Below are 23075 nucleotides of genomic sequence, written 5' to 3' on the forward strand. Positions count from 1 at the left end.
CTCTTTTGAACCCCCGGCATAGCCGGGGGTTTTCTAAACCATTAAAAAAACCTTCGCACTCAGCTTGAGGCGAAGGGAATGACTCATATCGATGAGATTTTTTTATGTGTGAGAAACGAAGACGGTTCACTTACGCTAGCATTTACCAATGAAGAACCTCGCCTCGCTTCTGTACAGCACTAGTTCTTACGGCTTAAGCAGTGGTTTGACCTCTTGAATGGCCTCATCCAATTGATGCGAACAGCGTGTATACATGTCCTTTACGCTTGTCTCCTCTTCCTGAAGCGAGTACGCCGAAAGCTCAGCCTGGGCACGCCTGAGACTCGCCCAAAGCAGAGGCAGCTCGGATTCCGGCTGCTCTTTTGACAGCTGGTCGTTGTAGACATCAATGAAAAGCTGACCATACTCATCAACTTGGCCAATGTAGACATTTTTCAGTGTCACTTGCTGTTTTTCGAGCTCTGTAGACAAAAACTGCTGGCTCAGTCCTCGGCTTGAGAGCGCGTCGTGGTCAATCACTCCTTCGCGAATCACCGTCACTGGGGTGGGCGTTCGTTTGTCCTGCTTCACCTCTACCGTTAACTCCCCATTTCTTTCTAACACTGCCGATTCCACATCTGAAAGCCTAAACACATGGTTGGAGGCGAGTTTGTATAGCAGTTCATCAACGGTAATGCCTTTTTTAGTGAGTACCTTCTCAAAAAATGTGCCATTTCTGGCGACTTCCTCGCGTCTACCCATCATCAGCTTAGCTACTGTTCGGCTCTTTCGGCAAAGCCAATAAATGAACAGCGGCAGCCCGCCCCATAGAAAGAGGGCCACTGCTACATGGCTTGCCGGAATCGAAAGCAGTACGCTCCCCATTCCCGCGACTACTACAAGCCCCGCGAGCCAGAGAAGTTCGAGAAGAGAGAGCTGGCCGGCTGGCTTTACGGGCATCAACCTGGCGATGATCCACAGGGCAATGAGCACAGAAACACCTCGTACAGCAACTTCGATTATCTCGTTCACCTTACATCTCTCCTTGCGTTTTTCTATCTAGCCACGGCGGGTAGAAACTGAAGACCTTTCAGTCACTGTTGCGTCGTCCAGACCTGTACTACAGATCACTTGATCTCGTTTCCATTACATGTGTAGATGACCATCACGTTGTGCAATAATTTTGTTTCGCTCCTCAAGATCTGCAATTACGGTACGAAGTCTAAGGGAGGCTTGGTGGAACGCCCGGCTTGCCTCTTCTCGCTCAGCCTTGAGCGAAAGCTCTTCAAGTGTTGCCTCCATTCCCTTTAAAGAGACGAGCGTATGAACTAAATCCGCCATCATCTTCACCCTTTCGGCTTAAATACGAGAGAGGCAAAGAATCCAAAGATTATCGCAGCGGAAATACCCGCACTCGTGATTTCAAAAATCCCTGTAATAACTCCAATAAGGCCGTACTGCTCTGCTTCGTTCATCGCCCCTTGTACAAGGGTGTTGCCAAAGCTGGTTATCGGTACCGTCACTCCAGCTCCGGCAAAATCGATGAGAGGCTCATATAAACCCAAAGCACTGATGACGGCACCGCTCACAACAAGTGTAGACATGGTATGGGCAGGGGTGAGCCTTCCTACATCCATGAGAAGCTGTCCAATGACACAAATTAGTCCTCCTACTAAAAATGCCCACAAAAAGATCATGGCGTGCCTCCCTCCGCTTCAATTGAAACCGCATGCGCAATACAAGGAATGGATTCTTTTTGCTGATATGAGAGTGGCGAGAGCAGGGCACCGGTCGCGACAACGAGGAGGCGCTTCAACTCCCCTTTTTGCATTCGTTTGAGTAGGTGCCCATAAGCAACAGCCGCTGAACATCCTGGGCCGCTCGCACCGCCAAGGACTTTCTGCTCGTCCTTATAAATCATCAATCCACAGTCTTGAAAGAGCTCGTGTCCCAGCGTGTGGCCCTGCTGCTTAAGAAGATCTCTGGCGATTGGCAACCCAATTTTTCCGAGGTCGCCAGATACAATCAAATCGTAGTCTTCTGGCGTCTTGTTTAAATCTCGAAAGTGGGAAACAATCGTATCCGCTGCAGCTGGTGCCATGGCCCCACCCATGTTAAAAGGGTCAGACAAACCCATGTCAATAATTTTCCCAATGGTCGCGCTCGTAATTCGTGGCCCCGTTCCTTGACTTGAGATGAGCGCAGCTCCGGCCGCTGTTGCCGTCCACTGAGCAGTGGGCGGCTTTTGCCCGCCGTACTCAGTTGGATAGCGAAACTGTTTTTCCGTTGCGGCATTATGGCTGGACGCAGCGGCCACCACATTCTTGGCAGCATTTGAGTTCACAAGCATAGCTCCAAGAGCCAGTCCTTCCATGGATGTCGAGCACGCACCGAAGAGCCCGAGGTAAGGAATAGCCAGCGCTCGTCCAGCAAAACTAGAGGGCGTCAACTGATTGACCAAGTCCCCTGCCATTAGAAATTGTATATCCTTTGTTTTCAGATTCCCCTTCTCAATCGCGGTTGTTACCGCCTCCTCGACAAGAATCGTCTGCGCTTTCTCATATGAATCCTCGCCAAGCCAGAGGTCATCATGCAAGCGGTCGAAAGCCTCGGGTAGCGCTCCGTTCGCTTCAAATGGCCCCCCAACAGTTCCAGTCGCGCTTATGACCGGCTGCTTATCAAAGGTCCAGCTTTGTTTGCCCGTAAGCATTTAGATCACCCCCGCTTTAATGAGAAGTGTTTTAATAATCGCAAGCACAAAGGCAGCGACGGTCCCAAAAACGATGACCGACCCCGCAAGCTTGAACATCTGGCCCCCAACGCCGAGCACATATCCCTCTGTTCGGTGTTCCATGGCCGCGGAGGTTATCGAATTGGCAAAGCCTGTGACAGGCACAGCCGTCCCAGCGCCTGCTACTTGGGCGATCCGATCGTAAAAACCAAGACCTGTGACCAAGGTCGAAAGAAAGATCATGGTAGCCACGGTAGGATTGCCTGCGGTTTTTTCCGTGAAGTCAAAGAACGTATAATACATGACGGTAAAGCACTGACCTAGGGCACAAATCAACCCGCCAATAAGGAAAGCAAACAGACAGTTTTTTAAAACAGGCCGCTTCATTTCATAAGATTTAGCCAGCGTCTGGTACTGCTCCTGGCTGGGTGTTGTTCTTTTTTTCTTTGCCATACTACGCCTCCTATCCCTTCATATCGTCTTCAATCTTATCGATTTCTTTCTTTAATCCTTGTGAATCCAATTGATTGGCCTTTAGCTTTTCCTCAATGTCTTCCAGTTCTTTATACACTTTTTTATCCGTAGAGACGTGAATGTTGGCATCCGGGTAAAGCGTCTTCAGACGATCATGGCCTCTTTGCCTGATATCCTGCAAATGAAACCTGTCCTTCTGCTTCACATGAACATCCATATAGAGATTGCCGTTGTGCTCAACGCCGCGGACGCTTGTGACTTCTTCCATCTTCAAAAGCTCATCCTTGGCTTTATCGGAGGCGGCTTGGTTCATGGTTGAATCATTGTCCAGTTTGAACGCCGTGGCCCGCGCATCTTCCTGTCCTTGACAACCTGTCAGCACGGCCAAGAGTAGGAAAAAAACCACCAGCTTTTGTTTTCTCATTTCACTCACCTCCAATATGTACCTTGTGTTTGGTCACCAAGGACCTTGACCGCGACACCTACCTCTTTTTCAAGCGCTTGGAAGAACGAAAAGAGCTCTTCAGTCTCACTTTCATTCGCGCATGTCTCAAGCTTCCTTTGAGCAAGAGTTAACCGTTTCAAAGGATCGATCTCCATAGGACCCTCCTTCTTTGTTGACCATACCTATAGAATTTTCCTCAGCTCCGCTTTTATTGCATGAAATTTTTGCTAACAGAAAAGGGCATAAGTTATCCAAATGAACCGACACTACTTAAAAAGAAAACGTGTGTGCATCGAAGGGATGTGATCAACGTGGAATCGTACATTTCTTTAACGAGAGAATTAATTATTGGTTTTTTTGCCCTTCTTCTGCTCACGAAAATTCTTGGCAAAAATCAAATCACTCAGCTTACACCCTTTGATTTCATCTCTGCTCTTGTCATTGGTGAGCTACTTGGGAATGCCATTTACGATGACGAGATCGGCTTACACTATGTTCTCTATGCCATTACCATTTGGGGACTTTTAATGTATGGGATTGAAATGCTAACACAGAAAATCCGGGCCACACGCGGCCTTCTAGAAGGAACGCCTTCGGTTGTTATCGCCAAAGGCCGTATTCAATTTAAGGAGTTAAAAAGGAATAAGCTTGATTTAAACCAGCTCCAGCACTTACTAAGAGAAAAGGGGGTATTTTCGATTCGCGAGGTCGAGTACGGCATTCTTGAGACCAACGGTTCCGTCAACGTGCAAAAAAAACCAGCGTTCGCGACACCCACCAATCAAGACCTTTCCCTTCAGCCACAAGCTCGCGGCTTACCGGTTATGCTAATTATGGACGGGGAGGTCATTACCGAGTCGCTTACGCTGCTTTCTTTGAGTGAAGAATGGCTTCAAGGTGAGCTGCTTGAGCGTGGCATCGCCTCTCCGAAAGCCGTTCTTTATGCGGAATGGCAAGAACATCAGCCACTTTTTTTACAGACCTACCAGGCAGATCGCTTCGCTCGGTGAAACTTAATGATTCGTTTTAACGTAAAGAGGGAAAAGAGGAAGAAAGGCCAAAGTTGTGCTTCTCCCCCTTATCCGTTTACAATGAAAATGAGAGCCAATTTGCAAAACATTCCAGAGGAGGAACATCAATTATGAGAGATTTACTGAATAACGTCTATTCCTTAGGTGTAGGAGCAGCCGCGGCAAGCAAGGAACAAATTGAGAGAACGGTGAACGAATTAGTTCAGAAAGGCGAAGTGAAGCGTTCGGAATCGAACCAGCTCGTGGATGACCTCATGCAAAGAGGCAAGGAAGCTCAAGCCGACCTGGAAGACTTGGTACAAACACGAGTGAAGCAGTTTCTCACGTCCATGGACGTTCCAACAAAGGAAGAGGTGGATGCGCTAAAAGCACGCATTGCTAGGTTAGAACGAAGCTTGAGCGAAAAAGATAGCTAATTTCCCTTCAGAAAGGATCACGCTCATGCTGAAAAGACGAATGCGCTACTTATCTAGATACCAGGATATATTGACCGCCCTCTACCATTACGGGTTCGGTCAAATCGTCCGTGACTTAGGCCTTCTCGATAAGACGCGCCAGCGAAAAAAGAAAAAGAAGAACTCCGATGACGAGCTCTCTGTAGCCAAGCGGATTCGCTTGCTATGTGAAGAGCTCGGTCCAACATTTATCAAGCTTGGCCAACTTGCCAGCACCAGAAGCGACTTGTTTCCAACACACATTATCGTGGAACTTGAGAAGCTGCAAGACCATGTGCCAAGCTTTTCCTTTGAAGAAGCGAAGGACATCATTGAAGAAGAACTGCACGCTCCACTCACTGAGTTATTCCAATCATTTTCAGAACAACCGCTTGCGGCTGCATCCATCGGGCAAGTCCACCAAGCCGAGCTCACTTCAGGGGAAAAAGTCATTGTTAAAGTGCGCAGGCCCCATATACAGACGATCGTGAGCACAGACCTGGCGATCCTTTCCGATTTGACTGAGCTGGCTGAAGATCGAATTGAGTGGGCGAGACGCTTCCGGCTTGCGAGCCTGTTCAATGAGTTCGCCGATGCTCTAAGAGAAGAAATTAATTACGCGACCGAAGCCAAAAACGCTGAGCGCCTGTTCAGACAATCGTCTGATACTGTACATACCTCGGTACCACCGATTTTTCCAACTCATTCCACGCGGAAAGTGCTGACGCAGGCCTTTGTGGAAGGCAAGAAAATAACGGAAGCGACATTTGACAAAGGCTATGACCAGGACTTAATTGCGGAGCGCTTTGCGACTGGGTTATTTGAGCAAATTTTCGTGCACGGGTTTTTCCACGGCGATCCCCACCCTGGCAACATCTTTGTTACAGAAGCGAACGAGATTCAGCTCATTGATTTCGGCTTGGTCGGTCGCCTCACAAGTGACATGCGCCAAAATTTGGCCCTGCTTGTTATCGGACTTAAGAGCCGTCACACCGATAAAGTGATGGACGCCCTTTTGAATATGGACATCGTCCATGAAGAGGTCAACCGTGACAGGCTTCGAGACGATCTCGATACCTTACGCTTAAAATACTACGATGTGCCGATGAGCGAAATTAGCCTAGCAAGTGCGATTCAAGACATGTTCGCCGTCGCCTATGATCATAATTGCATCATCCCCCCTGACTTGACGGTGCTAGGAAAGACGCTCTTGTCAATTGAATCCATTGTTTCGCATCTGTCTCCAACACTGCGAATCATTGATTTGGTCGAGCCTTTCGGTAAGAAGCTTATTAAAGAGCGCTATGATCCTAGACGGATCGCAAGGAAAACACAAAATGAGTTTCTCGACCTTGTCCAGACGGTACGCAGCTTCCCAAAGGAGCTGCACAAGCTTCTGAAAGTAACAAGAGGCGGCAAGTTGAAGGTCTCCATTTCGGTCTCGGAAATCAATGACCTGATTCACAAATTCGATCGCATTAGCAATAAGCTCGCCTTTTCTGTTGTGCTCCTCTCCTTTAGCATTATTATGGCAGGGGTCATCATTGGGGGCGCTCTTACCGCGGAGAACACGATTTTAACGCAAATACCTGCGATCGAAATCGGACTCACCATTACATCCTTAATGTTTCTCTGGATCATCTGGGCGATTTTCAGATCCGGTCGATTTTGACGCTAGTTCATAAAGAAAGTTGTAGGTAGATGCCCTATGATTATTGAATTGCCACTCCCATCGTACTTGTTTATTACGATTCTTGTTGCCAACTTACTGCTAGCTATCATTCTCATTTTTATTGAACGCAAAGATGCGCAGGCAACATGGGCGTGGCTTTTGATTTTATTTTTCATCCCTCTCGCAGGCTTTATCATTTACACTTTGCTTGGCCAAACCTTAACCCGGAGAAAACTCTTTGAGTGGGAAGGAATTCATAAAGTTGGACTTGAGCATTTGCTCACGGAACAGAAAAAACAAATTCTTGATGCTCGTTTCCACGATAAAAGTGGAACCGTTAATGAAAACCGCGATTTGATTTACATGCACTTAATGAATAACGATGCCTTGCTCACAAAAAACAACGAAGTGGAGATCTTAAACGATGGCAAGCAAAAATTTGACGCGCTTCTCCGTGATATTCAAAGCGCGGAGACCTTCATCCACATTCAATATTACATCTTCCGGTATGATGGACTTGGAAAAAGAGTCTTAGAGGCATTAACAGAAAGAGCCAAGGCCGGCGTCAAAGTCCGCTTCTTGTACGATGACCTTGGCTCTCGTTCTTTAAGGCATCGACAGCTGAAGGGGCTGGAGGCAGCTGGCGGTGAAATAGGCGTCTTTTTCCCGTCCCGCTTCACCATCATCAATTTGCGCCTCAACTTTCGCAATCATCGCAAGTCCGTCAATATCGACGGCAAGGTGGCTTATCTTGGTGGGTTCAACGTTGGGGATGAATACCTGGGCAAGAAAAAGAAGTTTGGCTACTGGCGGGATACTCATCTTCGCATACAAGGGCCCGCCGTCCAGGCCATTCAGACACGATTTATTCTGGACTGGAACCAAGCATCCAAGGAGTATCACATCTCCTACCACGATCGTTATTTTCCAGCCATTGAAGGGAAAGGTACGACGCCGCTGCAAATCGTCTCAAGCGGACCTGATTCTGAATTTGAACAAATCAAGAACGGCTACTTGAAAATGATCATGGATGCCAGGGAATCCATTTGCATCCAGACGCCTTACTTTATTCCGGATCAAACGCTGCTTGATGCGCTGCGTGTCGCCGCTCAAACGGGAATCGACGTTAAGATCATGATCCCAAACAAGCCTGACCACATGTTTGTTTACTGGGCGACCATGTCCCATATCGGGGAAATGTTGAAAGCTGGTGCGACTGTCTATATCTACGAAAATGGCTTTATTCATAACAAAGTAATCATTGTTGATGAAGACGTCTGCACCGTAGGAACCGCCAATATTGATCAGCGCAGCTTCAAGCTCAACTTTGAAGTGAACGCCTTTATTTACGATAAAAAAACGGCCGGGCAACTAATTGAAGACTTTACGAATGACGTGAAGCTTTCCACCCATCTAACATTGGAAGACTACGAAAGCCGGCCGAAGCGGGTACGGTTCAAGGAATCGATTTCGAGATTGCTTTCGCCGATATTGTAGGGGTTGTCCTAGGTCTTTCTATGACAAATCAATACAAAACCAGCTATAATGTAGGTAAAGGAGATGAACGAAATGGAAAAACAGGTGTTAGAGATTCTGATGGACATGAAGACCGGAATGACGGACATGAAGACCCAAATGTCGGAAATGAGAAACGACATTAATAATGTAAATCTTAAGGTTACAGATTTACAAAACGGTGTGAACGAAGTCAAAAGCAGGCTGGATACCCTAGAAAAACAAACGAATGAAGGGTTTAATACAAACCATCGAAATTATAGGATTGTGAATGAAAAGCTTGATAAGGCCGTTATTGGCAGAAGTGGAGTAGACTTCTTGACAGAAAAAGTCTATTACCTAGAGGAAGAATTATACAAGCTGAAAGAAACACAACGATAATGCGAGTACCCTGAAAAGCGCAGGCGGGTTGCTCAGGAGCGAGACAAAGAAGCACCGGTGTTGTAGCCAGTGCTTCTTTGTCTAGACCACCTATGGTTCCCAGTTTCCCGCCTTTCCACTAAAGCAACTCCATACTGATTCCAGCATTGCCACCGATCGACAAAGAGTCCGAGCTGGATTTTTTTAGTTTGCGCCCAGATATGATTGGTCGGCCCCTTCATTAAGTTACTGGGATGGACCTTGACCACAAGCGCTAAAGTCAATAATTCTGTGGCTAACTCGCTTTAATAAGTGTTTGTCATGACTAATGGCAAGTATTCCGATATGGCGTTTTGAAGCTATTTTTAAAATGACATTCCAAATTTGCGCCTGCGTAACCGCATCAAGCATGCTTGTCATTTCATCAGCAATAAGATAGCGAGTATCTGACCCAAGGGCACGTGCTAGACAAATACGCTGTAATTGCCCGCTGGAAAGTTCGTTGGGCCACCGTTTTAACCAGGCCTTGTCTATTCTGAGATCAGCGAGAATATGGTCGTCTGGCGACCAACCTTCTCGAAGCGTCCGTTCTAGTCTCCATCTTGGATTTACCGCTTTTTCAGGATGTTGCCAAACGAGTTGAACTGGAGAGTAGCCTCGTGGAAGAGGTGACCTGTTACCCAACTGGACACTTCCTTCTGTTGGTTTCTCATAGCCTGCAAGAATTCGTGCCAATGTCGTTTTTCCTAAACCGCTCGGCCCAAATAAACCGACCACTTCTCCGGGGAGAACACTTATATCTACATCCTTTAAAATCCATGGGCCCTTTCGATAACGAAAGCCAATGTTACAGGCTTCAAGCTTAAAATCACTCCCCGGTCTGCTGTGTATTTTGTCGATTTCAGTTCGATCGTTCGCGCATATATGGGCCTCCTGTGAATATTGCTGCTCGACGTCTACCGGCGTGAAATCATTTTGGGGCAAGGCATTCCAGAGTGCCCGAGTATACGGATGTCGTAGATTTTCTCCCTTCCCGGAAAAATCCTTAGACTGAGCAATTTCCACGATGGTTCCATTATAAAATACAGCAATCCGATCGGCAATTTGTAATGCAGAATCTATATCGTGCGTAATAAACATGACGCCTCGTCCATCATTAGCAAATTTGCGAATATGATCAATGATTTCTTTAAGAGTCTCTTCATCCAAACCAGGCGTAGGTTCATCGGCAATGACTACGTCCCCTTTTGCAGCCATTGCTGTTGCCATCAGTACTCTCCGTGCCATTCCTCCTGACAGTTGAAACGGATACTTGGTTTCTGTTTTTAACGGCAGGCGCAGCTTGGAAAATATTTGCCGCATGTTTTCCTTTGTATTCTTACTTTCCCTTGTGCCTACTTGTTTTCCCGTCTTCATCAAGGGATCAAGACTAGTGATGGATTGCGGAATTAAAACCAGATTTTTGCCCCGCATGCGCGCGGTTTTAGTATGGGTTAAGGCTTCTCCCTTATAATCGATCGTTCCGGTCATACTAGCATTTTGAGGTAAAATACCAAGAATGGCACTAGCAAGCAGGCTTTTCCCTGACCCACTCCCTCCAATTACCGCGACCACCTCTCCCTTACGTATTGTCAAATTAATCTCATCAATCATTTGAAAACGGTATTGTCTCAATCCATTTATATACATTGTAAAAGAGACAGAAAGGTCTTTGATTTCCATTAGTGTCGCTTGATCACCGGTAATGCCTAAAGAGGAACATTCCTTGTTTCCATTGACTACCGGCGTTTGAACACGATTATACATGGTGTCCTCCTTCCTCTTTTTAATTGTGCGAATGATGTGGATCTATTAATTTTCGAATTTGATCGCCTAGTACATCGAAAGACCTAACCATGAGAATAAGGGAAAGGCCTGGAAAAAATGCCAGCCACCACATACCCGTTGATAAATAACTCATGGATTCCGACAGTATAATTCCAATAGCCGGTTGCTGGGGGGATAAACCAAATCCTAAGAAAGTGATAGCTGCCTCATGTAAAATGGCGTGAGGAAACAACAAAACGAACCCTACTACTAGTTGCGGAAGCAAATGTGGAAGTAAGTGATGGCGGGCCACCCACCAAGAAGGCTTTCCAAACCGGCGCGAGACTTCGACATAGTCTGCATTGCGTAACTGCAGTACCTCCGCACGCAGCACGCGAGCCAAATGAGGCCAGTGCGTTAAGGCGATCCCAAGCACCACTCCTTTAAAGCCGCCCCCTAGTGTAAAAGCAATCAATATAAGCGAAACTAAGTGAGGAATACTAAGAAATAAATCGATCAACCAGGTCACAACTAGATCTGCCACTTTACTCATAGACGCCGTAAGACTAAGTGCAAGGGCAACCAGTACACTGAGCGAGGCTGCAAGCAAACCTACGCCAAAACTTAAAGCGAGGCCCTTTAAAGTTCTGGCTAGCATATCTCTTCCCAACCAATCGGTTCCAAATAGATTGGCTAGTGACGGAGGGGCATTTTTTTTTGCGAAGTTCGTAGCAATCTGGTCATCCCCCATAAAAACCCCGCCTAAGACAATTCCAGTTAATATTCCAAGAGCTATTGTCATAAAAAACAAGGTTTGTTGTCTCAGATTCATAGAAAACAAACGAATCTCCGTTTTCTCTTTTAACCTCATACCATTCTCTCATTTCTCATCCGGGGGTCAATGACGTGATAAAGAAGATCTGCGATCAAATTCCCAACGAATACAAATATCGCACTGAAAAGGACAACGCCAAGTAATAAAGGGATATCTCCCTGCAACCCGGCTTGAACCGTAGCTTGGCCTAGTCCAGGGTAGGAAAATACTTGCTCAGCAAGAACGGCTCCCCCAAACAATCCACCTAAAGATGCAAAATGGAGAGAAATTGCAGGCATTGCAACATTCCTTAAACCATGGCGCCAAAATAAACTAAATCCTTTTTCGCCTCTCGCTTTCGCAAAGTGAATAAAATCGCTCTCTAGTACTCCCACTAGTTTTTGTCGGGTGTGTAGCGCCACGTTTGCCACACCTACGACACTTAGGGTAAGAGCAGGCAAAATCAGATGCCAGCCTCGGTCAAATAGAGTCACGTCTTCGGCGAGCGTGCCTGCAGGTACTCCCAATCCAACAGGGAACCAACCCAACCATACGGAAAATACAATAAGCAGCAGGAGTCCAAACCAGAACGTCGGAGTCGAAGCGAGGGTAAGACAATACCATTTAATGACACGATCCATCCATGTTCTTTGTTTCATCGCCGCCACTACACCTAGCGAAAAACCAACGAACCCGGAAACCAGCCATGCGATCGCCATCAGTGCGAAAGAAGCCGTAAAGCGCTCAGCGATAACACTAGAGACAGGACTTCGGAAAATCATAGAAGTACCCAGGTCTCCCTTTATCACCGAAGTGAACCAAAGCCAAAATTGTTCTGGCATCGATTTATCTAATCCCCAATATGCTGCGATCCTTTCCCGTTGTTCAGGGCTCACTTGCATCATGTCAGCACCTATATACGCTTGAACTGGATCAACGGGTGAATGACTTAACAACCAAAAGGAGATGAGGCTGAGTGCAAACAGCAATGTTGCCATTTTAAGTACCTTCCCTAGTATAAAAAATGTAACTTTTCTAATCTGCACTTTCTATAGTTCTCCTCCCCTTTATTCTCGCTCTTCCGTCCACTGCCACTCTGTAATCACATCAGTTATCGGCCACCCATGCCCGTGTGGCTGTACTTTTTGTGCACCGATGTCCAAACCATCTCTAACAAGATAAAGATGGTTTAGGTTAACGAGCCAGGCCCATGCCGCATCACCTTTCAAGCCATAACCTGTTTCTCCATCCCACTGCGCTTTTTGCCAATATTGTACCGCCTCTGTTTCACTAGAGGCCTCCAACGCCTGCTCTAGATAGCTGTCCACGGTTGCGTTGGAGTATAATCCTGCATTGTACCAACCTTCCCCTTGTGTCTCACTGCTGAAAAGGTTAAATGATTCCATCGGATTGTAATTCCCAAATCCCATCATCACGGGGGTAGAGTGCTGCAATCGTTCAATCTCGTTCCAGCTTTTTCCTTCTGCTTGTAGCATGATTCCTAGCGGCTCCATCATGTCTGCAAGAGCAATGGATAGACTTTGGCGAATTTGATCATCTGCTGGATATAATAGAGTAAACTTAGCGACTAGACCGTCTTTTTCAAGTACTCCATCTCTATTTTTGCTCCATCCGGCCTCACTCAGAATCTGTTCTGCCCGCTCAAAGTTCCCATCCTGAGTGGTGCTTTCAGAATTCCACCATGGCAGACCGTCATTCTCGGTATAGGCAGGCGTGCCATACCCTCCTAAAACTCCATCAACAAGGCTTTGACGGTCAATCGCAATATTTATTGCCTTGCGGATCGCTTTGTCTGCTGTCACGTCGTTGCCGATAGGTAACCCCTGATCCGTCTCTTTACCTTCAGGTTTAACAGGAAACATAACCCCCCGATTGTCTACGCTTTCGAGCGCAACTAATTCCATGCCACTCACATCTTGGCTTGCAAGTTGTGGAGAAATCGAGGCAATGTCAACTTCCCCTGCATTCGCCGCCGCAAATGCAGCATCTTCGGAAAGAAACAAAAAAGTAAGATTGGTAAAATAAGGAAACTCCCCGTAATATTCAGGGTTCGCTTTCACTATCAGCTGTTGCCCTTTATCCCATTGTTCAAGCATGAACGGGCCTGAACCAATCGGATTTTCATTATAATTTTCTCCATAAGCGTGCTTAGGAACGATTCCAGTGGCAATCAAAGATTGAACAAATGTCGACTGAGGCTTCTCAAGAAAAAACTGCACCGTATTCGGATCAACGACTTTCACTTTATCTAAGATCGTCAAGTCGATAACAGAGCCACTAGCAGCCGCTGTTTCAAAAGTAAACGCAACATCTTCAGCTGTCAGTTGCTCACCATCCGAAAAGTGCACATCATCCCGAAGCTTGACCGTCCAAACTAATCCATCTTCGCTTACATCGTAACTATCTGCAAGATCGTACTCAATATTGAACTCTTTATCACGTTTTAAGAGCGTGCTTTGAAACAAAGGAGACCCGTAACGTCCCCAGCCGGCCGTAGGATCAAATCCCTCTTCAGGCTCCCCGCCAATCGCTAAAATTAAATGATCCTTCTTGTCCTGATCTACATCCGTACTACTTGCATTGGGTGATGTACATGCCGTTAGCAACAACCCCATTATTAAAAAAATTAGGATAAATTTATTATTCAATGTGTCTCCTCCTCATTTATTTGAAACATCTATACATTCACAAACTCCCCGAAAGTTACTATCATCAGGGAGTTTATGATGGCATATGGTATTCTCTCCAACAGGCTAAATTATCATTTCCCCTCTGTTTCTACACTGATTTTGACTCGATCAGATCTCCCCACGTTTTATTCATTTCGCGCTTCAGTTGCAACAAATCAGACGCCAGCCACCTAATATGGATTCCTTTTCCTTCGAGACTTGTGACACCTGGGTTAATACTACTTGAAACTTCGAGCTTATCGTTTAAATCTCGTATACTTATAGATTGAACCTCAGGCGAAACAAACCACAGGGAACCAATATACAATGATTGTTCTAATAACCCGATCTGTTTCAGCGACATTGAGCTAGGGGAAAGGCGGAGGGTGTCAAATGCGAGACACTCCTCTTCCACCCATATTTGAAAGCTTGTCCGAAAGTCATCATAGTGAAAACATTCATTTCTTTTCTCACGACCAGGTGATATAATTTCCCCCCATAACAATGTTGAATCACGTTTCATTTGAATCATCGTATCTCCGCTAAATTTCGCTTCTTTAAAAGGGATAACCGCCTCAGGCTTCCACTCCAAACATGCCTTATGATCAATCTGTACAGAGACATTTTGAGTGCAAGAACGTTCGTTCCATGACGGATACACTTTCATGGCAGATTGCTGAAGAAGGCACACATTGGCATGTTCCCTCACGTGAATCTCATAGTCATTACGGTCTCCGGCTACCATTCCACCCGATGACTCCATAAGATATACGGTCGCTTTTTCCTTATCGTCGAGATATAATGCGCGGCTCGCTTTCAACGGAGGTTGTTGAAAGCAATCTGTTAAACGAGTCACTCCTTTTTTTTGCTGGAATTTCATTAGAAGTTTCCCGTGATGATTGACCTTAAGCGGTTGGCTTATTTGTTCCAGCGGAATCCGCCCCCTCTAATAGTAGGTCGCGCTGGATCCAGTTGATTACTTGGTCAAGTCCTTTTTTACTTTTTAAATCAGTAAACACGTAAGGCCTTCCGCCGCGCATTTTCTCTGTATCAGCGTTCATTTGCTCCAGATCAACATCAACATAAGGTGCTAGGTCTGCCTTATTAACCAAGAGCAAATCCGAGCGAGTCAATGCTGGTCCACCTTTACGAGGGATGTCCTGTCCTTCTGCCACATCAATCACATAGATATAAGCATCCACCAATTCGGGGCTGAATGTCGCTGACAAGTTGTCGCCGCCACTTTCCACAAAGACAATGTCTAAATCATTGAAGCGTTTTTCTAATTGGTCGATGGCTTCAAAATTCATCGAAGCGTCTTCGCGGATCGCCGTATGCGGACATCCACCTGTTTCAACACCGATGATGCGATCTTTTTCCAATACTCCACTCTTTATTAGAAATTCCGCATCCTCTCTCGTGTAAATATCATTGGTGATAACGGCTACCTCATACTGCTCATGAAGTTCGCTTGTTAGTCGATCTACAAGAGATGTTTTTCCCGAACCAACGGGTCCGCCAATTCCAAGTCGTACTGGTTTCATGTCCTTCTACTCCTTTTTATGTGATAGCGCCGATTATTATGAAATAAACAAACGCGAAAATAAATATTCGTGTTGCATCGATGCCATTTCAATTCCTAGCGCATTGTTGCACAGATCTCCCAATGTGCAGTCCATGACGCTGTTAGTCGCTTGTTCGATTGGCGCAAGCAGCTCATACAAAGCCTGAACTCCACTGTTTTGTCCAAGAGGAACCGCTCGAACCGCATTTTGAATCAGTCCGTTAAGGGAGGCGTACAAAAACGTCAATACAGCCTTTTCAATACTAATTGAAAGACCGGCTGTATAAATGCCGTACAAAACGGCATAATGGCCTTTAACTTCTTGATGATCAAATTTGGTCTTCCACTCTTGTATGACGTCTAATTCACAGAGCGGTAAAATCGTTTGCAGGAACTGTTTGCCCATCTTGATGCTGCCGTCTCGAGATTCCCGTGCGAGCTTCATTCCATTGCAAATCTGTTCAAGGTAGACCAGTTTGTCAAGGTCTCTCTTCTCTGCAGCCTTATGCGATTCTTTCACAATAATCGCATCTCCGCTGGTTAGGTTGTGGAACAAATAGGACTTGCAGTACTCGACTAACTCTTGCTTCGTCTTTATCGCATTTTGCTGTATATACGTTTCCATTCCAAAAGACTGTGTATAAGAACCGATTGGAAACGCCGAGTCATGTAGCTGAAACAGGTGAAGAAATCGTTGTTCAGTGCTGATGTCCTTTGTATTTAAACGGTTGTTTAAATCGTCTTTTGGCAACTTCATAACTGACACCAACCTCATCCAGCAATTTTTCCAGCGTATGATCGAATCGAACAATGATCTCATTTTCGTTTATCAAGCAAGGTGTATGCCGATTTCCGAGCTCAAAGGCTGATTTCCCCATTTCAATCATCGTCTTTGGATGAATGACAATCACCTCTTCTAACTTTGTTCGTACAGCAATCTGTCTCTCTTCATCCTCATAAAGCAGGTCACCATAATGTAGGGGTTGTTCTTGCTCGAGGGAAATGGCCACGTCCGTACCTTTATCCGTTGTTTTCCGCAAAATACGTTTATTAAGTTCTTCCCAATCTAATTCCACCCACTCACGACGTTTTGCTACTTCATCTTCATGGTCAATGTTACGAATAATACTCTGAATAAGCATATCTATGTCTCCTTCTTAAAATAAGAAATAGCGTTGTGTCATAGGAAGCTCACTAAAAGGCTCACAACTTATTAATTCACCATCGACTTTCACTTCATAGGTCTCCGGATTCACGTCAATCTTCGGGGTCTCCCCGTTTAGCTTCATATCACTCTTTGTAATGTTTCGGCAGTTTTTCACTACACTTATTTGTTTTTCCAAACCCAATCGTTTTGGAATCGCATTATCGACAGCGATTTTCGGAAGGAACGTTAAACTTGTAAGTGCCGTGGCTTTCCCATGGAAGGCATACATCCGGCGCGCCTTCATCGGCTGTGGTGTTGGGATGGAAGCGTTCGTGTCACCCATTTGAGCATAGACGGCCACCCCGCCCTTGATGACAACTTCAGGTTTAACACCAAAAAATTTAGGATCCCACAAAATAATGTCCGCGAATTTGCCCTCTTCAATTGAACCAATATCATGGGAAACCCCCTGGGCAATAGCAGGGTTAATGGTATACTTTGCAACGAACCTTTTCACTCTAAAATTGTCATGGTCTTTTCCTTCATCTTCCGGCAACGCCCCTCGTTGTTTCTTCATTTTGTCGGCCGTTTGCCATGTGCGTATAGTCACCTCTCCAACTCGACCCATCGCTTGCGAATCCGACGACATGATGCTTATAATACCAAGGTCCTGCATAATATCCTCTGCAGCTATTGTCTCTGGCCGAATTCTAGAATCAGCAAAGGCGACGTCTTCCGGCACGTCATGCGAAAGATGGTGGCAAACCATCATCATGTCCAAATGCTCATCAATCGTATTGACCGTATACGGTTTTGTTGGATTGGTGGATGCAGGTAGTACATTGGGGTAAGCTGCCATTTTTAACATATCCGGAGAGTGACCGCCGCCAGCACCTTCCGTATGGAACGTATGGATCACTCTACCGTTAATGGCTTCAAGTGTATCTTCAACAAATCCAGCTTCATTCAACGTGTCCGAATGAAGGGCAATTTGGACATCAAATTTATCAGCAGTCGTTAGACTTTCGTGAAGTGCGGAAGGTGTCGCTCCCCAATCCTCATGGACTTTCAGACCAATAGCTCCTGCCCTAATTTGTTCGATCAGCGGTTCTTGCGTGGACGCACTTCCTTTTCCTAACAACCCAACATTGATCGGTAAGTCCTCAACAGCTTCCAACATTTTAAATATATTCCATTCACCAGGGGTGGCACTAGCTGCCTTACTACCTGCTCCGGGACCTGCCCCCCCTCCGATCAATGTGGTTGTTCCAGAGGCAAGGGCGACATCGACTTGAGCAGGGTTGATAAAATGAATGTGTGTATCAATCGCTCCAGCTGTTGCAATTAACCCTTCGCCAGCATACACTTCCGTTCCGACGCCGATGACCATGTTCGGATCAACGCCATCCATCGTATCCGGGTTACCCGCTTTCCCAATGCCGGCAATTCTTCCATCTTTCATGCCAAGATCCGCTTTCACGATTCCGGTATAATCAACAATCATTACGTTTGTAATCACGGCATCAAGCACGCCTTCTAGGCGAGTTTGGGTCCCGTTTTGTCCCATACCTACACGCAACGATTTACCTCCACCAAACACACCTTCATCCCCGTAATGAGTATAATCCCGTTCGATTTCTATCCACAGATCAGTATCTGCAAGGCGAACCTTATCCCCTGAGGTAGGTCCGTACATCGCCGCATAACGTTCTTTGGAGATTTTCATTCATCATCACTTCCTTTAAACCCTAGTTTATCTGCTTTTTCGATGATTTCCTCTCTTTTGTCAATTGAACCGCCTGTTAAATCGTTTAGGCCGTATACATTTTGTCGGCCGCTGATTTCAGTAAGCTCAACTTCTTTTTCCTCTCCGGGTTCAAACCGTTCAGCGGTGCCAGATGGTATGTTTAACTGCATACCGACCGTTTCTTCACGCTTGAATGATAAATATTTATTGGCTTCGATAATATGATAATGAGAACCAACCTGAATGGGTCTGTCTCCAGTGTTCGCGATGCGAATGGTCTTCGTTTGTCTTCCAGCATTGATTTCAATATCGCCGCTGGCAACCTTATATTCACCAGGTATCAATAGAAACGCCTCCTTAATTCTAGGGTTATTCTTTCGTTGTTACTGAATCGGTGTATGGACCGTTACAAGTTTTGTACCATCAGGGAACGTTGCTTCTACTTGAACATCCTCGATCATTTCGGGGATGCCTTCCATCACATCGTCAGTTGTAAGTATTTTTTTGCCCTCACTCATCAGTTCAGCTACCGTTTTCCCCTCTCTGGCGCCTTCCAAAATAAAATGGCTGATAAGAGCAACGGCTTCTGGATAATTTAATTTTAACCCTTTTTCTTTACGTTTAAGAGCCAGTTCTCCGGCAAAATAGAGCATCAGCTTTTCTTGTTCGACCGGGTTTAGCTTCACGTATTTCACCTCATTTTCTTAATCAATAAATAACAAATCGATATGGCTTCGCTTATACTACTGTGACCAAACTAAGAAAGTGATCGGGCCCGATCTTTTTCTTTCCAAAACAAATAAATAACCATTACGTATCCAGTAAGATCATATGACTTTGACCTAAAATACAGTTTGGACGAAAAGAAATTTTTATAAACACATGCTCTTTGGTATTTCTCGTCGGATACTCAAAGCAAAATAGAAAGATAAAATCCTGTGGTTTAACCGGTTAATGAATAACAGGAATATCAACGTTACCTGCAGGGGGTGCAGCGTAGTGAAAGAGCTCATGTAAAAAGAAGAGCTGATACGTTGATAGTAACAATCGAAAGGAGGCTTTTCGACTAACGAATAATATCATAGCTCGGATGGGAAAACAATAGTATTTGTGAAAAACATCACAAAAAAAGAGAACAATTCAAGGAAAGGGCTATTTGATGACATAAATCGCTCTGTCCTCTTAATTTTCATTCTTTTCTTGCAGGAAAAATGTCTCTTTTGAAACATGGCAGCCTCAAACCCCATTTCCCGCACCTACATAGAGCCACCCACACACAAAAAAACCGGCGCGAGCCCCCCTCCCACGCCGGCTTTTTCAATTCTCCCTTTAATACGCTTCCCACCTAAGCTTTTGCGCCTGCGCAAAGCGGCGCTCAACTTCTGGCCAATTCACGACATTCCACCAAGCTTCAATATACGGCTTGCGCTCATTTTTGTACTTTAAGTAATGAGCGTGCTCCCATACGTCTAGGGCTAGCAACGGCACTTGATCCTGCTGGGATAAGTTTTGATGCTTCTCAGCCTGAAGGATTTCTAGTCGATGCGCTCTTGGTGCCCAAATGAGCAGGGCCCAGCCGCCTCCCTCGACGTTTTCTGCTGCTGCCGAAAAGTGGTCCTTCATTTTTTTTACAGAACCGAAGTCCTTTTTGATTTGCTTTGCGAGCTTATCTCCCGGATCCCCCCCGCCTTGGGGACTCATGACTTTCCAAAAGAGCGTATGCAAATAGTGGCCAGCTCCGTTAAACGCTGCCTCCCTCTCCCAATGAGCGATCAAATCGAAATTTCCAGAGTCCCGTGCTTTCTGCATCTCCATTTCGGCCTTGTTTAGGCCATCGACGTAGCTCTGGTGGTGCTTATCATGGTGAAGGCGCATCGTCTCTTCATCAATATGCGGCTCTAGTGCATGATAGGCGTACCCCAGTGGTGGCAAACGATGGCCCCCAATCGGAACACGATCTGGCTTTGCGGCCATATTCGACCCTCGATTACTCGTCATCACAAACCACTGCTGATAAGCATCAGCCGCTAATTCGTCCACACCGTCGCCATCCCCCTCGAGCGCTTCTTGAAGGGAATCCAGCGAATGAGTGAATGGCTTCGTGTTTGACTCTCCCACCGCCCGCACCAGTTCCGTTTCCTGCTCGCGCCAAAGTTGCTCCAGTTCCTTTGCCCAAAGCTCGACTGCTTGCTTATGTGATGTCATCCAACCGCTCCTTTCGATTCATCACGATCAGTGTATGCAACGTGGCTAGGCGATGTGCGATTGCCTATGTGAAAGGAGATTGATCGGCGGTCTTAGTGGGATTCGATTGAGAAATTGGATGATGCACTTGATTGCCTCACTAAGGAAACCCTTTCCATAAGGGACAATTCTGCAAAATTATTGCCTTTTTTTCCATTGAACTACCCACCACTTAATGAGCTAACGACCTGTTTGAAGTGGGGGATTCCTACGAACACCAGCGCAACCGCCAGTTGGTTTAGTAGGCTAGCCCCGTAGTTCCTACGGTTAGAAGTCTTAGTGCTTCATTTTTCACGTTTATACTTGCGTTTAGATCCCGGTCTTGATGGCTGCCACAAGAAGGGCAGTCCCACGCACGTAAGGCGAGATTCTTCACGTCTTGATGTCGGTACCCACAGCACGAGCACAACTGACTGGAAGGGAAGGTTTTCCCCACAGCGACCACCTGTTTTCCGTACCACGTGGCTTTGTATTCAAGCATCGTGCGAAACTGGGACCAACTGACTTCGCTAATGGCCTTGGCCATTTTGCGATTCTTTAACAAATTGGATACCTGCAAATCCTCTATCCCAATGACATCGTGGTTTTTGATGATCGTGCTAGAGAGTTTATGCAGGTAGTCCGTTCGTGCATTGGCGATCGTTTCGTGGATACGAGCGACCTTCCGTTTTTGTTTTTGATAGTTCTTCGCTTCATACAAAGGCTTCCCATCTTTTCGTGCTCTTTCTTTACGTCTGGATAAGATACGTTGTGCATCCGCTAATTTCGTTTCAAGGGCCCGGAGGAAACGTGGATTCTTGTACACGGTTCCGTCCGAGAGTATCGCAAAATCTTTTAACCCTACGTCAATGCCAACAGAAGAATGGGTCTTAGGTTGATCGCAGACGTTCGTTTCAACCAAGATTGAAACAACGTATGTCCCTGTAGCGCTACGTCGAACGGTGGCGCTCAAGATACGGCCTTCCACCTCGCGGCTTTTCGCAAAGCGGACCAATCCGAGTTTGGGCAACTTGAGTTTGTTGCCAACAATCGCAATATTACTGTTGGTATTCTTTGTGGTATACGATTGAACGTTGTTGTTTTTGGACTTGAATCGCGGTGCTTTTGTTTGCTTCTTGAAATAACGTGAATACGAATCAGCCAAGTGTTTCAGCGACGATTGAAGGGCAATGCTGTCGACTTCCTTTAACCAAGCCAATTCTTTTTTGAGTGGAGGCAGTTGCGAAGAGCAGGCATTGTAGGTTAAGCCTTGGCCCGTTTCTTTGTAGGTCTTTTTCCAACGAGAAAGGAAGCGGTTAAAAACAAACCGACAGCAACCAATCGTTTTGGCGATGACAATCTCTTGGGCTTTGTTCGGGTAGAGCCGGAATCTATATGCTTTGTGGACGACCATTGAGAACCACCCCCCGTTCATCTTGATTTCCAGCCCGTAACACAGGAACTTGTGTTCTTCATTGATTATACCAACGTTCGAAAGAGAAGCAAAGCCTTTAGGCTCGCGCCTAACCGAAATTCACCCCCCCTTATCGCTGAGCTGAGCCCTGTACGCGCTTGAAGAGGGAGTCTNAATCTCTTGGGCTTTGTTCGGGTAGAGCCGGAATCTATATGCTTTGTGGACGACCATTGAGAACCACCCCCCGTTCATCTTGATTTCCAGCCCGTAACACAGGAACTTGTGTTCTTCATTGATTATACCAACGTTCGAAAGAGAAGCAAAGCCTTTAGGCTCGCGCCTAACCGAAATTCACCCCCCCTTATCGCTGAGCTGAGCCCTGTACGCGCTTGAAGAGGGAGTCTTCTTTCGGAAACCGATAAATGCGTTCTTTAACTTCTGGGGGATATGTAAGTATATTACTCAATTCATCAAGGGCAGTTTGTGACGAACAGATATTATAAGTTTTGTTCACTTTCAAACTCCCTAATTTTGCTCTGAAGATATTTTAGCCCCTGCTCTTGATTGTAAATACGTCCATTTGTACGATCTTCCTGACTTTTCTGTAGTTGACGGATGAATTCCTTATCCCCAGTAAATAGGTCTAAATCAAAATGATCAATGGCTTCTCTTTCCCGTTTCATGTGTAGATACCCAATAAAATCATATACTTCAGCTGCATCTTCTTCGTGAATAAAGTCAATTAGCTGTTTTAGCTCTTCACGGTTAACACTCATTTTTAACACCGCCTTGTATTTACTAACACCATTATATCATTGAATGCTTCATTAACATGACTATGTACATCTGAAGGGTGCCTTCTTATTAAAGAAAAGCGCCCGATTGTGGCAAGACTTACATAAAAACAAGCAGCACTCTGCTGCTCAAAATTCTCTTGACGTCTTGACCTATTGATTTTTCTATTTTTCAACTTCCACCTCCGATAGTCCTGTCAATTCTGCAACCTTCGTTACGCTCATGCCGTCTGCT

26 protein-coding genes and 1 pseudogene are annotated in these 23075 nt (G+C 45.8%); 5 read left to right on the forward strand and 22 right to left on the reverse strand.

Annotated elements, in window-relative coordinates:
• Positions 1-186: 186 nt before the first annotated feature.
• The 7 genes from AVZ68_RS06090 to AVZ68_RS20135 all read right to left on the reverse strand — a co-directional run bounded on the left by AVZ68_RS06090 (position 187) and on the right by AVZ68_RS20135 (position 3784).
• Complete coding sequence (locus tag AVZ68_RS06090) at positions 187-1011, reverse strand: DUF421 domain-containing protein (protein WP_059103646.1); 825 nt, start codon at positions 1009-1011, stop codon at positions 187-189.
• A gap of 114 nt (positions 1012-1125) precedes the next feature.
• Complete coding sequence (locus AVZ68_RS06095) at positions 1126-1320, reverse strand: DUF1657 domain-containing protein (protein WP_059103647.1); 195 nt, start codon at positions 1318-1320, stop codon at positions 1126-1128.
• Between the two features lie 5 nt (positions 1321-1325).
• Complete coding sequence (gene spoVAE / locus AVZ68_RS06100) at positions 1326-1676, reverse strand: stage V sporulation protein AE (RefSeq protein WP_059103648.1); 351 nt, start codon at positions 1674-1676, stop codon at positions 1326-1328.
• Complete coding sequence (gene spoVAD / locus AVZ68_RS06105) at positions 1673-2689, reverse strand: stage V sporulation protein AD (RefSeq protein WP_059103649.1); 1017 nt, start codon at positions 2687-2689, stop codon at positions 1673-1675. Before spoVAD ends, spoVAE begins: the two co-directional genes overlap by 4 nt.
• Positions 2690-3163, reverse strand: a complete 474-nt coding sequence (gene spoVAC, locus AVZ68_RS06110) for a stage V sporulation protein AC (protein WP_059103650.1) — start codon at positions 3161-3163, stop codon at positions 2690-2692.
• A 10-nt stretch (positions 3164-3173) separates the two neighbouring features.
• A complete protein-coding gene (locus AVZ68_RS06115; protein WP_059103651.1) occupies positions 3174-3608 on the reverse strand; it encodes a YhcN/YlaJ family sporulation lipoprotein in 435 nt (144 codons plus the stop codon).
• A gap of 5 nt (positions 3609-3613) precedes the next feature.
• Entirely contained in the window at positions 3614-3784 is a 171-nt protein-coding gene (locus tag AVZ68_RS20135; RefSeq protein ID WP_157404592.1) for a hypothetical protein, read from the reverse strand.
• 150 nt (positions 3785-3934) lie between these two features.
• On the opposite strand from AVZ68_RS20135, the gene AVZ68_RS06120 reads away from it, so the two are divergent.
• The 5 genes from AVZ68_RS06120 (at position 3935) to AVZ68_RS06140 (ending at position 8662) form a co-directional block, all read left to right on the forward strand.
• A complete protein-coding gene (locus AVZ68_RS06120) occupies positions 3935-4639 on the forward strand; it encodes a DUF421 domain-containing protein (RefSeq protein WP_437182681.1) in 705 nt (234 codons plus the stop codon).
• A 131-nt stretch (positions 4640-4770) separates the two neighbouring features.
• Positions 4771-5076 (forward strand): phasin family protein, encoded by a 306-nt coding sequence (locus AVZ68_RS06125; protein WP_059103653.1) that lies wholly within the window; start codon positions 4771-4773, stop codon positions 5074-5076.
• 25 nt (positions 5077-5101) lie between these two features.
• On the forward strand, positions 5102-6766 hold the full coding sequence (locus AVZ68_RS06130) for an ABC1 kinase family protein (RefSeq protein WP_059103654.1): 1665 nt from the start codon (positions 5102-5104) through the stop codon (positions 6764-6766).
• 36 nt (positions 6767-6802) lie between these two features.
• Positions 6803-8263, forward strand: coding sequence for a cardiolipin synthase (gene cls, locus AVZ68_RS06135; protein WP_059103655.1), 1461 nt, complete (start codon positions 6803-6805; stop codon positions 8261-8263).
• A 72-nt stretch (positions 8264-8335) separates the two neighbouring features.
• Complete coding sequence (locus AVZ68_RS06140) at positions 8336-8662, forward strand: hypothetical protein (protein ID WP_059103656.1); 327 nt, start codon at positions 8336-8338, stop codon at positions 8660-8662.
• Positions 8663-8887: 225 nt separating this feature from the next.
• Here AVZ68_RS06140 and AVZ68_RS21020 read toward each other — a convergent pair whose 3' ends face one another.
• From AVZ68_RS21020 to AVZ68_RS06210, 15 genes and pseudogenes are all read right to left on the reverse strand, one after another.
• Positions 8888-10447, reverse strand: a complete 1560-nt coding sequence (locus AVZ68_RS21020) for an ABC transporter ATP-binding protein (RefSeq protein WP_059103657.1) — start codon at positions 10445-10447, stop codon at positions 8888-8890.
• A 19-nt stretch (positions 10448-10466) separates the two neighbouring features.
• Positions 10467-11318, reverse strand: coding sequence for an ABC transporter permease (locus tag AVZ68_RS06150; protein WP_059103658.1), 852 nt, complete (start codon positions 11316-11318; stop codon positions 10467-10469).
• A complete protein-coding gene (locus AVZ68_RS06155; RefSeq protein WP_281176588.1) occupies positions 11315-12307 on the reverse strand; it encodes an ABC transporter permease in 993 nt (330 codons plus the stop codon). Before AVZ68_RS06155 ends, AVZ68_RS06150 begins: the two co-directional genes overlap by 4 nt.
• Before the next feature lie 21 nt (positions 12308-12328).
• Positions 12329-13897: an ABC transporter substrate-binding protein gene (locus AVZ68_RS06160; protein WP_059103669.1), complete on the reverse strand. Its 1569-nt coding sequence runs from the start codon at positions 13895-13897 to the stop codon at positions 12329-12331.
• A 163-nt stretch (positions 13898-14060) separates the two neighbouring features.
• Positions 14061-14888: an urease accessory protein UreD gene (locus tag AVZ68_RS06165; protein ID WP_496196937.1), complete on the reverse strand. Its 828-nt coding sequence runs from the start codon at positions 14886-14888 to the stop codon at positions 14061-14063.
• Complete coding sequence (gene ureG / locus AVZ68_RS06170; protein WP_059103660.1) at positions 14857-15495, reverse strand: urease accessory protein UreG; 639 nt, start codon at positions 15493-15495, stop codon at positions 14857-14859. The genes AVZ68_RS06165 and ureG overlap by 32 nt, the downstream gene beginning before the upstream one ends.
• A gap of 36 nt (positions 15496-15531) precedes the next feature.
• On the reverse strand, positions 15532-16272 hold the full coding sequence (locus tag AVZ68_RS06175; RefSeq protein WP_245628070.1) for an urease accessory protein UreF: 741 nt from the start codon (positions 16270-16272) through the stop codon (positions 15532-15534).
• On the reverse strand, positions 16214-16657 hold the full coding sequence (locus tag AVZ68_RS06180) for an urease accessory protein UreE (RefSeq protein ID WP_059103661.1): 444 nt from the start codon (positions 16655-16657) through the stop codon (positions 16214-16216). The genes AVZ68_RS06175 and AVZ68_RS06180 overlap by 59 nt, the downstream gene beginning before the upstream one ends.
• 15 nt (positions 16658-16672) lie before the next feature.
• Positions 16673-18388: an urease subunit alpha gene (gene ureC, locus AVZ68_RS06185; RefSeq protein ID WP_059103662.1), complete on the reverse strand. Its 1716-nt coding sequence runs from the start codon at positions 18386-18388 to the stop codon at positions 16673-16675.
• Positions 18385-18753 (reverse strand): urease subunit beta, encoded by a 369-nt coding sequence (locus tag AVZ68_RS20565; RefSeq protein ID WP_059103663.1) that lies wholly within the window; start codon positions 18751-18753, stop codon positions 18385-18387. Before AVZ68_RS20565 ends, ureC begins: the two co-directional genes overlap by 4 nt.
• Positions 18754-18792: 39 nt before the next feature.
• Positions 18793-19095, reverse strand: a complete 303-nt coding sequence (gene ureA / locus AVZ68_RS20570; protein WP_059103664.1) for an urease subunit gamma — start codon at positions 19093-19095, stop codon at positions 18793-18795.
• A 643-nt stretch (positions 19096-19738) separates the two neighbouring features.
• Positions 19739-20614 carry a superoxide dismutase gene (locus tag AVZ68_RS06200; protein WP_059103665.1) on the reverse strand — a complete coding sequence of 292 codons (876 nt, stop codon included), beginning with the start codon at positions 20612-20614 and terminating at the stop codon, positions 19739-19741.
• 277 nt (positions 20615-20891) lie between these two features.
• Positions 20892-22046 (reverse strand): IS200/IS605 family element RNA-guided endonuclease TnpB, encoded by a 1155-nt coding sequence (gene tnpB, locus AVZ68_RS06205; RefSeq protein ID WP_059103666.1) that lies wholly within the window; start codon positions 22044-22046, stop codon positions 20892-20894.
• A 174-nt stretch (positions 22047-22220) separates the two neighbouring features.
• Positions 22221-22298 (reverse strand): annotated as a pseudogene (locus AVZ68_RS21025) (helix-turn-helix domain-containing protein); the annotation flags it as partial.
• 245 nt (positions 22299-22543) lie between these two features.
• Positions 22544-22822 carry a hypothetical protein gene (locus AVZ68_RS06210; protein WP_059103667.1) on the reverse strand — a complete coding sequence of 93 codons (279 nt, stop codon included), beginning with the start codon at positions 22820-22822 and terminating at the stop codon, positions 22544-22546.
• Between the last annotated feature and the right edge of the window lie 253 nt (positions 22823-23075).

Source organism: Shouchella shacheensis (genome assembly GCF_001484965.1).
Lineage (GTDB): Bacteria > Bacillota > Bacilli > Bacillales > Bacillaceae_D > Shouchella > Shouchella shacheensis.